Consider the following 11987-nt stretch of genomic DNA (forward strand, 5'->3'; position numbering starts at 1 on the left):
CTAAAATTTTAATCATCTCAAATAAGGTAAAAAATGCAAAAAAATATGCTGTCCTACTTGCAAAATTCGGCCTTAAGGTTTCCTCTTAAAACGGCGATACGAGATGAAGACGAGAGCGTGAATTTTAGCGAGCTAAATTCGCAGGCTAAGGCGATAGCCGCGCATTTTCAGAGCTTAAATATAACTAAAAACAGGCCCGTGGGCGTACTTTTGCCAAAAAGCGTGAAAGCTATAAAATGCTTTTTGGGGACGCTTTATAACGGCTGCTTTTACGTGCCCCTAGACGTCAAAAATCCCGCGTCTAGGCTTGAAGCCATCATCAAAAATTTAAACCTCGAATTTATCGTTACAGATGCGAAGCATGCTCAAATTTTAAAAAATTCGGGCGTAAATTTAATCATCTTTGACGAGATAAATTTAAAAGGCGAGGATAAATTCGATCGGGCGAATTACGAAAATACGATCGATACCGACCCGCTTTATATCATAAATACTTCGGGCTCCACCGGTACGCCAAAGGGCGTAGCAATCTCGCACAAAAGCGCTATAAATTACATCGAGTGGGCGTGCGAGACGTTTAGTTTTAAAGACGATTTAAAAATCGCGAGCCAAGCTCCTTTTATTTTCGACAACTCCGTGCTTGATATTTATCTGACGCTAAAAACGGGTTCTACGCTGTTTTTGATACCGCAAGAGCTTTTTACGTTTCCGATTAAAGTAGTGGAATATTTGGAAAAAAACGAGATAAATTTTATATTTTGGGTGCCTTCCGTCATGGCGAATATCGCTGCGCTGGATTTGCTAAGAGGGGTAAATTTAAGCCTTGAATTTATAATTTTCGCAGGCGAAGTCATGCCCGTAAAAACGATGAATTATTTTAAATCTCGTTTTAAAAACGCCGTTTTGGCAAATTTGTACGGACCGACGGAAACGACCGTCGATTGCGCGTATTACGTCGTCGATCGCGATTTTAGCGACGAGGAGAGTTTGCCCATAGGCTATCCTTGTAAAAATACCGACGTCTTTTTGCTAGATGAAAACGACGCGCTAGTAACCGCGCGAAATACGCTAGGCGAGCTTTGCGTGCGCGGCGCCTCGCTAGCTCTTGGATACTACAACGACCCGGTTAAAACCGCTAGCGCTTTTACGCAAAATCCACTAAATCCCGCATATCCCGAGCGAATCTACCGCACGGGCGATCTAGCCTACTATAACGAGCGCGGCGAACTAATGTATAAAGGCCGCAAGGACTTTCAGATCAAGCACATGGGGTACCGTATAGAGCTGGGCGAGATAGAGACGGCCGCCTTGTCTCTTGGCGGCGTAGATAGCGCGTGCGCGCTGTATGATGGGGCTATCGTGCTAATTTATACTTCGCAAACCGCTGCTTCGCAAAGAGAAATTCTGCTAAATTTAGGCAAAATTTTGCCTAAATATATGCTGCCGACGCGCTTTGTAATGCTTGATGAGATGCCGCTAAACGTAAACGGCAAGATAGATAGAAACAAACTAAAAGAGCTAATAAAGGATCAAAAATGAAAATAAAAGACGGCGACTTTAAAGAACTCGTAGATACGCTTTTTGCAACGCAAGAGGGCGAATTTAACCATATCTACGAACAAGAAAAGATAGAGCGGTTTAAGATGCTTTGTAAAGATAAAAAGTTAATTATTTTAGGTACGGGCTATTATCTAAAAGTATTGCCTAAATTTTTAAAATTAACCTACGGCGTAGATATTTACGGCGTATACGACTGGGTAGCCGAAAGGGATAGCGGCGAGGGGATATTTGCAAACTGCAAAGACTACGATTATCTAGACTTGCAAAAGTATAATAAATATAAAGACAAGGCTAAATTTATATCAAAAGAGGAATTTTACTCAGATCCGGCAAATACGGTCGTTTTTATAAATAGCGAGTCTTTTTTATATATGCCTTTTTTCCTTTACTATAACGGATTTAAGCATTATTATAGTATGAGATGCTTGGGTAAAAATTTATTGTCCCAGAGCGTGCTAAATAAAAAGGCTACCGAATTTGCGATGTATGACGTCAACGAACTAAACCACGCCTTTACGACGCCCGAAATTTCTCGCATAGTTACGCTTTATAATCTCCTTAGCGACGAGAAATCAAAAGAGGTTTATAAGGCGGTTTTAAAATTTAAACTCACCGAGGACTATACTTATTTGATAAACGTAAAAGACGACGTTAAAAAGCAGTATTTTGACGAAGTAGTGAAATTTAGCGACGAAGAGGTTTTTGTAGACTGCGGCGGATATACGGGAGATACGATAGAAGCGTTTTTAAAAGCCGTGGATAATAAATTTAAGCATATTTATAGCTTTGAGCCCGATGAGCGAAATTTTAAAATTTTAACTAAATACGTAGAAGGCCTTGAACAAAAAGATAAGATTAAAGCTATAAAGGCGGGAGTTTATTATAAAAGCAGCGTATTTTACCTACAAGGCGAAGAGATGGCGATAGCATGCACCAACGAAGCCACCGATAGAAAGGTGGAGGTATGCGCCATAGACGACGTAGTCAAATTTGCGCCGACTTATATAAAAATGGATATAGAGACATTCGAGACGTACGCATTGCTAGGCGCGATGGAGAGTATCGTCAAATATAAGCCTAAGCTTGCCATAAGCATATATCATAAATTCGACGACCTTTGGAATATACCGCTACTCTTAAAGCAGTGGGTTAGCGAGTATGATTTGTATATCAGGCACTACGAATGCTATCAAGCCGAGACCGTGGTGTACGCCATACCGAAGGATCAAAAATGAAAATAAAAGACGGCGACTTTAAAGAGCTCGTAGACGCGCTTTTTGCCACGCAAGAGGGCGAATTTAACCATATCTACGAACAAGAAAAGATAGAGCGGTTTAAGATGCTTTGTAAAGATAAAAAGTTAATTATTTTAGGTACGGGCTATTATCTAAAAGTATTGCCTAAATTTTTAAAACTAACCTACGGAGTGGATATTTACGGCGTATACGACTGGGTAACCCAAAGAGATAGCGGCGAGGGGATATTTGCAAACTGCAAAGACTACGATTACCTAGACTTGCAAAAATACGATAAATTTAAAGCAAATTTGATCTCGAAAGAGGAATTTTACGCAGACCCGGCAAATACGGTCGTTTTTATAAACGCCGAAATTTTCGCTCAGCTTCCGCATTTGCTCTACGATAACGGCTTTACGCATATTTATAGTATGCGAAGTCTTGCGAAAAATTTTATAAGCGATAGCTTTTTCGATAAAAAGCAAACCGGCTTTGAAGAATACGACTTTAACGAGCTAAACCACGTCTTTACGACGCCCGAAATTTCGCGCATAGTTACTCTCTACGGCTTGCTTAACGACGAGAAGTCAAGGCGCGTTTTTAAAGCCGCTTTGAAATTTAAACTCACCGAGGACTATACTTATCTTTTAGAGGTTAAGGACGACGTTAAAAAGCAGTATTTTGACGAAGTAGTGAAATTTAGCGACGAAGAGGTTTTTGTAGACTGCGGCGGATATACGGGAGATACGATAGAAGCGTTTTTAAAAGCCGTGGATAATAAATTTAAGCATATTTATAGCTTTGAGCCCGACGAGCGAAATTTTAAAATTTTAAGCGAATTCGTAAGCAAACTACCGCAAGAAATAAAAGAGAAAATCACTCCGATAAAAGCCGGCGTCCATCACGAAAATGCGACTTTTTATATGCAAGGCGAGGGTTTGGGAGCGACTTTAAGCGCTGAGATTTCGGAGCAAAAGATCGACGTAGCCGCGATTAGCGACGCTATAAACCATATCCCGACCTTTATCAAAATGGACGTGCAGACGTTTGAAACGTACGCGTTGCTAGGTGCGATGGATGATATAATAAGCCATAAACCAAAGCTTGCCATTTGCATTTATCATAAATTTAGCGACTTATGGGATATACCGCTGCTTTTAAAGCTATGGATACCGGACTGCAAGCTTTTTATGCGCCACTACGAATGCACGCAGGAAGAAACGGTGATTTACGCCTTGCCCGAAGCAAAGTAAATTTAGCGAGGCAGCGCGGCGTCGTTTAAAATTCTAGCTAGGCAAACGCCAAATTTGCTTAGCTTTTCGTTCTTATTTTCTTAAATCTTTGCGTAAATTCGGTCTTTTGCACGACGTTTACTTTAACGGGGATTTTAAAATTATCTAGTTTATCTTTGCAAAATTTTCTAACTAAAATTTTGATACCGTTCGCATCGACGCCCGACTTTAAAACCACGTCGCAGCAGACGCTTTGATTCGTGATGGCGTTTTTTTCCGCATAAACTAGGCAGTCTTGTATCTCTTTCATCTCAAGCAGCACCGACTCCACCTCGCACGGAAGCACCTTTTGTCCGCCTACGTTTATGATCTCTTTGCTTCTGCCGATGATTTTTATAAAGCCGTCCTCGCTTTGCTGCGCTAAATCGCCGGTTTTAAACCAGCCGTCATCGGTAAAGCTATCCATTTCCGCATTTAGATAGCCTAAAATTCGCGTTTTGCTTTTTAGCCACAGCTCGCCGTCTACGATTTTATACTCCAAATTTTCATCGTCTATTTTCATAAAGGTAGAATCGGACGATTTTGACGACGTGGACGCGATGCCAGTCTCGCTGGTGCCGAAAGTCTGCAAAAATTTAACTTTGGCAAACGCCGATTTTAGCCTATTTAAAAGCCCTTCCGGCATAGTCTCCGTGCCGTAGGTTATCATCCTTAGCGAGCTTAGATCGTATTTTTCGTAAGATTTGCCGATAAGAATCAGATTTAAAAACGTAGGGCTTGCGGGCAAAACGGCTATTTTATACTCGTTAATTAGCTTGCAGACGTCATCGGCGTTTCTGTTTTGAGGGATTATCATCGTAGCGCCCGTTGATAAGATATTTAACATCGTATTTATGCCGCCGATATGATCAAACATCAAAAAAACGAGCATATTCATCCGCTTTTGCTTTTTATTTTTATAAAGGTCTATTAGCGCGTCTAAATCGTGTATCATCGCCTTTGGCTTACCCGTGCTACCGCTTGAAAATAGCGTGAGGCCGGCTCGTCCGCTCTTTTTTAAATTCGATAAAATTTGATGCGTTCCGCCAGGATTTAGCTCTTTTACGTTCAACCCTTGGCCGCAAATTTCGATCGCTTTATCGCAAAAAGACTCTTTTAGTTTTAAATTTATCTCTTCTTGCGCGTTTGAGATTATGGGCGCGATTATGTTTTTATTTTCGTAAAGAGCAAAAAAAAGCGCGACGCTCTCAAACGAATAATCGCTCAAAATCGCGACTACTTCGCCGCTTTTGATCTCGTTTTTTATAAAATTTAGCGTCTCTTTTATTTTTAGATAAAGTTCTGCGTAGCTATATTTTTTGTCTTTATGGATTATCGCCGTTTGGCTGCCGTCTTTAAATTTCTCGATCATCTCTCGCATCAGTTATGAACTCCGCCTAAATATAAAATTTGCCCCGTGATAAAGTCGCTTTTTTCGTCGATAAAAAAATCGATCGCATTTTTTATATCGCCGAAATTTCCGAATCTCTTTATTGCTTGTCTTTCAAGAAGCGCATTTATCTTGTCCTGCGGCACGGCCTTTATTAGGTCGGTTTTTATCGGCGTAGGGCCTAGCGCGTTTACGGTTATGTTAAATGGCGCTAGCTCTTTTGACAGCGTTTGGGTTAAATTTTCTATCGCGCTTTTGCTGGCGGCGTAGATCGCCTCTCCTTCTAGTCTTAGCGCGCTTGCGACGGTGGTATAATTTACGATACGGCCGTATTTTTGCTTCATCATGACTTTGCCGACTTCTCTACTAAATAAAAACGTACCGAAAAAATTCGTTTCAAATACCTTTTTTACGCTATCAAAGGGCGTGGTTAAAAAATGATTCATAGAGGCGATGCCGGCATTGTTTATCAGCGCGTCTATCCCGCCGAATTCTCGTTTAACCTCTTTTATCATCGCTACGACAGCGATTTCGTCGCTTACGTCTAGGCTAAAATGTCTGTAATTTTCGTGCGCGATTTTGCTTTGGCTCCTAGCGCAGCCCGCGACTAAATAGCCCTCTCGTAAATACCGCTCGCAAAGCTCTTTTCCGATGCCTTTTGAGGTGCCCGTTACGATTATCGCCTTAGCCATTTTGTTCTTCTAAAAGATTTTGAATATAATTAGCCAGCGTCTCCACGCTTCTAAACGGCGAGGTTTTTTGACTCATCGCTCTTTCGTCGGCCAGTACGATGCTTTTGCCGAAATTTTGATAAATTTTATCCTCCAAATCGCTCACTATATAGACGAGCCCCAGACTATCTAGCGCGCTAGACGAGCCGTAAAGCCTAGTATCTATCGTCGGGTTTTGCAGCTCTTTGCTTTGTAGCTCTTGGTTGTATTCTTTGAGCGAATCGATGATTAAAGTTCGTATGGTTTGCAAATTCATTCGTCGTCCTTTATAAAGATATAGTTTTTTAGGCCGTCTGGTTTATATCCTAGCGCGGAATTTAGCCTAACGGCTTCTTTGTTCTCGTCGTTTATCCAGGTGTAAAAAGTCTGAGCCTCTTGCATTTGCTTTGGAGCCGAGGCTAGCGCAAAGCCGATAAGGCCGTTTTGAAACTCTTTTTTTACGCAATTTAGCCTAAAATAGCAAATTTTTTCTTTTATTTCAAATATCGCCGCTCCGGCTATCGCGCGCTCTTGCTTGATAACAAAAACTAGGCCCTTTGCGATTAGTTCAGATAGCTCTTCAAAACTCGGTAAATAATCGCTAAGCGGATCAAAAGTCTCGCTAATTAGCTCAAAAATTTCGCTTGCGTCGCTTAAATCCGCCGGTAAAACGTTGTTAAAGCTTCTGTTTTTTTTAACGGATCTATAACGAGAGTAAATTTTATACGGCTTAAATTTTACGCCTTTTAAAAAATCGCTCGAAATGGCGTTTTTCGAGACGATTTCGGCTACGACGGGCTCGTTTATCAGCCTAAAAAACTCGTCTAAATTCGCTAAATTTTCAAGCTTATCGACCAAATAGTAAAATTTATAAAATCCGCCTTGCTTTACGAGTAAAAAACAGCACTCTGCGCGTACTAAAATTTTAGCGTTTTTTAGCGCTTCGTTAAATTCGCCGAAATTCACGAAAAAATTCGTAAATTTCGGACGATTTTTAAAAATTTCCGTCGCTTTTTGGCGCGCGTTTAGTTTGTCGCCTAGGATAAAGCTCTCGCCGTGTCCGGGGCAAACGCGCAAAAACGGATCTAGCGAGCGAAAGTACGGCATAGAAATTTTCTCGTATGCGGCTTTTGCCTTCGCGCCGCCTAGAAACGACGTATCTACGGCCTCAAATAAGCTATCGCCCGAAAACAGCAGCCCTCCTAGCTTCACGCAGCAGCTGCCCTCGGAGTGTCCCGGCGTATGAACGAACGTAAGCGTATGCCCCAGCCACGAAAGCTCGTAATTTTCGTCAAATTCGGTATCGGCCTTTTGCGCGCTAAATTCCGGCATTTCGCGCGTTTTTTTAATCTTCATAACGTCGTAAATCATATCGCTAAATCTCGATAAATTTTTGCTCGGATTTGCGATATTTTCGCTTGCTTTGCGTTGCGCGATTACTTTGGCGCCGTAGCGGCTTTTTAGCTCGTTTAGCGCTAAGACGTGATCAAAATGCTCGTGCGTGATAACGATAAAATCAAGCTTCTTGCCGCGTAAAGCGTCCGTAATCTGCGTAAAGTCGGCCGGATCTATGACGATAGCGCGCTCGCCGCAGGTTATTACGTAGGAGTTAGCGCCCAGATCGCCGCCTTTGCAAATTTTTAATTCAACTTCGTTCATTTTCAAATCCGTCTAAAATTTTCGCTATTTTCGCTAGCGCGTCGCCGCTTATTTTGAGGTAGGCGTTTTCGCAAATTTCATTTACGCTTGCTAAATTTAAATTTAATAAATTTTCGTAGGCGTCTTTAATATCGCCTAAATTATTTATCATTTTGAGCTTTGCAAAACTTCTTACTACGTAGGCTAGATAGCTCCACTCTACGCCGCAAACGGGCGTACCTAGCGTCATCGCCTCGTATGCGCTCATACCGCCTAACGTGACTAATGCGTCGTGATTTAAGATTAAATCTATCAAATTTGCGGGGCTATCGATAAAGCTTAAATTCGGTTTTTGAACGCTTTTTATCCTCGCCTTTCGCTCATCGCTCATCGCAGGCCCCAAAACTAGCGTATAAAGGCGACCGTCGTTTGCGATTATGTTTGCAAAATACTCGCTAAACGTCGCGGGATCGGCGCCTCCGAAAGATAGCAAGATATTTTTTAGCCGCGTCTTGGGCGTAAATTTAGCGCGCCTTTTTACTACGTCGCTACCCACGATGTAGTAGCCAAACGAACGAAAAACCTCAAAATTTCCGCTTGCGGCGGGGTAGTCAAACTCGTCCATTATAAATAGCGCGTCCGGCTCAAAGCCGTATTCTAAGGTATTAAAACTTACGATTTTGCGCGCGCCAGCGTTTCGCGCGATATCGCTTAAATTTTTATCCGCATCGAGCAAATCGTTAATATAAATTTGCGGTTTTAGTCGGCAAATCAGCTCCTTTGAATGCTCCAAATTTTCGCTTCTAATCGCGTTTTGGCTAAATCTGGAAAATAGCTTCTCGTCGCACTCGAAAATCGCTTTTACGTCGCGGTTTGGAGCTAGAAATTTTACTAGTTCGTAGCACCTTGCGAGGTTGCCGATACCGATTTTTTCGTTGCCGCGGGCGTGGAGCAGGATCAAACTCTACAACCTTGCGGAGCGTCAAAGCTCTTTAAAACCTCAAAAAGCGCGTCCGCGACGAAATTTGCGTCCTCTAAACTCATGCACTGATGGCACGGGATGCTAAGCTCGGCGGCGTAAAAATCCTCGGCGCTAGGCACCGAGATATCGCCGTAGCGCTCGCGGTAAAAGCTAAATTTATAAGTCGGTTTATAGTGCACCTGCACGCCGATGCCGCGCGCGTGAAGGGCGGCAAATATGTCCTCTTTGGCGCACCAAAACTGGCGAAATAGCAAGATAGGGTAGAGGTGGCGCGAACTAACGACGTCGTCTGGTAGCTCGATCACGCTAAAATACGGGTTTTTCTCAAATTTTTCGTCGTAAAATTTAGCGATTTTCTCGCGCGCCGCGATAGTTTCGTCTAGCCTTTTTAGCTGATTTAGCCCTAGCGCGCAGGCGACGTCGGGCAAGCGGTAGTTGTATCCGAGCAAGCTCATATCGCTGTCCCAGAGGCGTTTTTTGGCTATGCCGTGCGAGCGGTAAAGGCGTGCTAGGCGCGCGATCTCGTCGTAGTTAGTCGCTAGCGCGCCGCCCTCAAAGGTTGTTAGCGGCTTAACCGGGTGAAAGCTAAAAATACTAACGTCCGCTTTTGCGCCGACTTTGACGCCGCCTTGTGAGCTGCCCAGCGCGTGCGAAGCGTCGTCAAGCACCTTTATGCCGCGCTCGCGGGCTAGTTTTAAGATAGCGCCCAAATTTACGGGATTGCCGCCGAAATCAACCGCGGTTATGACTTTGGTTTTAGACGTGATGAGGCTTTCAAGCGCGTTTTCGTCGATATTTCCGTCAAATTTAACGGGCGCGAATTTAACCTCCGCTCCCGCCATTAGCGCCGCATTTGCCGTCGCCGCAAACGTGATGGGCGTCGTTACGACCTCGTCGCCTTCTCGCACCCCAAGCGCTAGATACGCCACGTGTAGCGCAGACGTCGCCGAGTTCATCGCTACGACGTGCTTTACGCCGACGTACCGGGCGATCGCTTCTTCAAATTCTCCGACCTTGTCGCCGCCCGTTAGGATGTCGTCTTTTAGAGCGCTCACGACGGCGGCGATGTCGGAGTCGGTGATTTGTTGTCTGCTGTAAGGTATCATTTTTATCCTTTTTCGGCTTATCTTTATTGCGGCTTGTCTTTTTGGTTTATACTTCGTTAGAAATTTCGCCGAAGCTCGGTTACATACTATATGTATGCGCCCTCGCTCGGCTTATTTCTGCCTCGTCTAAACGCAAAAATACTTCGCCTCGTTTTTCTAAAATTTAAAGGCTTCGGCTCAAATTTTATAAATTTCGGCCAAATTATTTACTAGCCTCGATCATCTCTAAAAGTCCGTCTTTACCGAGCCAAATTTTATTTTTATCCGAGCTGTACTCGAAATTTTCCTCCACGAGACGCCCTTTTTCACCTAGCGCGTTTATGCTAAAATCATCGTCCTTGCTCGTAAATTTGATCGACGGGCTGATTACATAGTGGTCGTCAAACTCGTACGTTAGGTGCGCGTCGTCCTTGCCGACCATGACCTCGTGCATCTTTTCGCCCGGGCGGATGCCGATTATTTTTACGCCAAGTTGCGGCGCCATGGAGCGAGCAAGCTCTATCATCGTCATCGACGGGATTTTGGGGATGAAAATTTCGCCGCCTTTCATGCGCTCGAAGTTTTTAAGTACGAAATTCACGCCCTGTTCTAGCGTGATCCAAAACCGCGTCATATCCGCGTGCGTGATCGGCAGCTCCTTCGCGCCTTCCGCGATTAGCTTCTTAAACAGCGGTACGACCGAGCCGCGAGAGCCCACGACGTTGCCGTAGCGAACGACGCTAAATCGCGTTTTTTTGCTACCCGCGATGTTGTTTGCCGCGACGAATAGCTTATCGCTGGCAAGCTTGGTCGCGCCGTACAAATTTACGGGGTTGCACGCCTTGTCGGTCGAGAGCGCGATGACCTTGCTCACGCCGCACTCAAGCGCTGCGTCGATGACGTTTTGCGCGCCGTTAACATTGGTTTTTATGCACTCCATCGGGTTGTATTCCGCGATAGGCACGTGCTTCATGGCTGCTGCGTGGATGACGTAGTCGATGCCGTTCATCGCAGTCATCAGGCGTTTTTCGTCGCGTACGTCGCCGATGAAAAATCGCATCGCGGGGTCTTTAAAAACCTGCGCCATCTCGTACTGTTTGAGCTCGTCGCGAGAGTAGATAACTAGCCTTTTTGGTTTAAATTTGGAGAGTAAAATTTCGGTGTATTTTTTGCCGAATGAACCGGTGCCGCCGGTGATGAGGATGGATTTTCCGTTAAACATATATTTTCCTTAATTACGGCTTTATCTTTTTGACAGCTCGTCTTTTTGGTTTATACTTCGCTTTGCTTTCCTTGCGGTCGCAATTGCAAGCAGAAGGATTAAAATTTCACTCGGTCACTACCGACGAGGTAGCTTCCGTCGTAAAATTTTAATCCGTCTCGTCTAAACGCAAAACCAGTTCGCCGTTTATTTAAATTTTATTCAGTCGGAGCAAAAACCGTGCCTTATCAAATTTCGCTCGGCGAATTTAACCTGGGACGCGGTATTTTTCGCTTTTACTTCAAAATCCTAGGCAGGGTTATGCCTTCTTGCGCCTGATACTTGCCCTTTTTGTCCGCGTATGTCACTTCGCACGGTTCGTCGCCCTCGATAAATAGCACCTGCGCGATGCCTTCGTTCGCGTAAATTTTAGCCGGTAGCGGCGTCGTATTTGATATCTCGATCGTGATGTGCCCCTTAAATCCGGGCTCAAAAGGCGTGACGTTTACGATGATCCCGCAGCGAGCGTAGGTGCTTTTGCCTAGGCAGATGGCTAGCACGTTATCTGGCATGTTAAAATACTCGATCGTGCGCGCTAGAGCGAATGAATTTGGCGGAACGATGCAGACGCCACCTTTAAAGTCAACCACGTTTTTCTCGTCGAAATTTTTCGGATCGACTACGGTACCGCCGATATTCGTAAAGATTTTAAACTCGTCGCCCACGCGGATATCGTAGCCGTAGCTAGACACTCCGTAGCTAACCACGCCACGTCCGACCTGCTCCTCGGCAAACGGCACTATCATCGCCTTTTCGTGCGACATTTTGCGTATCCAGGCGTCAGATTTCAGCCCCATTTTTTACCTTTATTTTAATTTTACGCGATTATAACATAATTTCAATTTACCTAAAATT

11 protein-coding genes are annotated in these 11987 nt (G+C 44.1%); 3 read left to right on the forward strand and 8 right to left on the reverse strand.

The annotated features are described in order from the left end of the window. Window positions 1–33 precede the first annotated feature (33 nt). Genes Q0218_RS11055 through Q0218_RS11065 form a run of 3 tightly spaced genes read left to right on the forward strand, consistent with a single transcriptional unit; the run spans window position 34 to window position 4048 of the window. Window positions 34–1539 carry an amino acid adenylation domain-containing protein gene (locus Q0218_RS11055; RefSeq protein ID WP_297969583.1) on the forward strand — a complete coding sequence of 502 codons (1506 nt, stop codon included), beginning with the start codon at window positions 34–36 and terminating at the stop codon, window positions 1537–1539. Then, complete coding sequence (locus Q0218_RS11060) at window positions 1536–2795, forward strand: FkbM family methyltransferase (RefSeq protein WP_297969585.1); 1260 nt, start codon at window positions 1536–1538, stop codon at window positions 2793–2795. The genes Q0218_RS11055 and Q0218_RS11060 overlap by 4 nt, the downstream gene beginning before the upstream one ends. Then, window positions 2792–4048: an FkbM family methyltransferase gene (locus tag Q0218_RS11065; RefSeq protein WP_297969586.1), complete on the forward strand. Its 1257-nt coding sequence runs from the start codon at window positions 2792–2794 to the stop codon at window positions 4046–4048. Before Q0218_RS11060 ends, Q0218_RS11065 begins: the two co-directional genes overlap by 4 nt. Before the next feature lie 58 nt (window positions 4049–4106). On the opposite strand, the gene Q0218_RS11070 is transcribed toward Q0218_RS11065, so the two are convergent. From Q0218_RS11070 to dcd, 8 genes are all read right to left on the reverse strand, one after another. After that, window positions 4107–5447, reverse strand: a complete 1341-nt coding sequence (locus tag Q0218_RS11070) for a fatty acid--CoA ligase family protein (RefSeq protein ID WP_297969587.1) — start codon at window positions 5445–5447, stop codon at window positions 4107–4109. Further along, on the reverse strand, window positions 5447–6148 hold the full coding sequence (locus tag Q0218_RS11075) for an SDR family oxidoreductase (protein ID WP_297969588.1): 702 nt from the start codon (window positions 6146–6148) through the stop codon (window positions 5447–5449). The genes Q0218_RS11070 and Q0218_RS11075 overlap by 1 nt, the downstream gene beginning before the upstream one ends. Then, window positions 6141–6443, reverse strand: a complete 303-nt coding sequence (locus tag Q0218_RS11080; protein ID WP_295143658.1) for a hypothetical protein — start codon at window positions 6441–6443, stop codon at window positions 6141–6143. Before Q0218_RS11080 ends, Q0218_RS11075 begins: the two co-directional genes overlap by 8 nt. Beyond that, entirely contained in the window at window positions 6440–7825 is a 1386-nt protein-coding gene (locus Q0218_RS11085) for an MBL fold metallo-hydrolase (protein WP_297969589.1), read from the reverse strand. Before Q0218_RS11085 ends, Q0218_RS11080 begins: the two co-directional genes overlap by 4 nt. Then, a complete protein-coding gene (locus tag Q0218_RS11090) occupies window positions 7812–8765 on the reverse strand; it encodes a hypothetical protein (RefSeq protein ID WP_297969591.1) in 954 nt (317 codons plus the stop codon). The genes Q0218_RS11085 and Q0218_RS11090 overlap by 14 nt, the downstream gene beginning before the upstream one ends. Then, on the reverse strand, window positions 8762–9892 hold the full coding sequence (pseC, locus tag Q0218_RS11095) for a UDP-4-amino-4,6-dideoxy-N-acetyl-beta-L-altrosamine transaminase (protein ID WP_297969593.1): 1131 nt from the start codon (window positions 9890–9892) through the stop codon (window positions 8762–8764). Before pseC ends, Q0218_RS11090 begins: the two co-directional genes overlap by 4 nt. Before the next feature lie 202 nt (window positions 9893–10094). Then, window positions 10095–11093: a UDP-N-acetylglucosamine 4,6-dehydratase (inverting) gene (gene pseB / locus Q0218_RS11100; protein WP_297969595.1), complete on the reverse strand. Its 999-nt coding sequence runs from the start codon at window positions 11091–11093 to the stop codon at window positions 10095–10097. A gap of 275 nt (window positions 11094–11368) precedes the next feature. Beyond that, window positions 11369–11929, reverse strand: a complete 561-nt coding sequence (gene dcd / locus Q0218_RS11105) for a dCTP deaminase (protein ID WP_295143672.1) — start codon at window positions 11927–11929, stop codon at window positions 11369–11371. Window positions 11930–11987: the final 58 nt, after the last annotated feature.

This window comes from uncultured Campylobacter sp., from assembly GCF_938039245.1.
GTDB lineage: Bacteria > Campylobacterota > Campylobacteria > Campylobacterales > Campylobacteraceae > Campylobacter_A.

Coding starts and splice junctions, on each gene's coding strand:
- Q0218_RS11055 (WP_297969583.1), top strand. CDS start 34: ATGCAAAAAAATATGCTGTCCTACTTGCAAAATTCGGCCTTAAGGTTT.
- Q0218_RS11060 (WP_297969585.1), top strand. CDS start 1,536: ATGAAAATAAAAGACGGCGACTTTAAAGAACTCGTAGATACGCTTTTT.
- Q0218_RS11065 (WP_297969586.1), top strand. CDS start 2,792: ATGAAAATAAAAGACGGCGACTTTAAAGAGCTCGTAGACGCGCTTTTT.
- Q0218_RS11070 (WP_297969587.1), bottom strand. CDS start 5,447: ATGCGAGAGATGATCGAGAAATTTAAAGACGGCAGCCAAACGGCGATA.
- Q0218_RS11075 (WP_297969588.1), bottom strand. CDS start 6,148: ATGGCTAAGGCGATAATCGTAACGGGCACCTCAAAAGGCATCGGAAAA.
- Q0218_RS11080 (WP_295143658.1), bottom strand. CDS start 6,443: ATGAATTTGCAAACCATACGAACTTTAATCATCGATTCGCTCAAAGAA.
- Q0218_RS11085 (WP_297969589.1), bottom strand. CDS start 7,825: ATGAACGAAGTTGAATTAAAAATTTGCAAAGGCGGCGATCTGGGCGCT.
- pseC (WP_297969593.1), bottom strand. CDS start 9,892: ATGATACCTTACAGCAGACAACAAATCACCGACTCCGACATCGCCGCC.
- pseB (WP_297969595.1), bottom strand. CDS start 11,093: ATGTTTAACGGAAAATCCATCCTCATCACCGGCGGCACCGGTTCATTC.
- dcd (WP_295143672.1), bottom strand. CDS start 11,929: ATGGGGCTGAAATCTGACGCCTGGATACGCAAAATGTCGCACGAAAAG.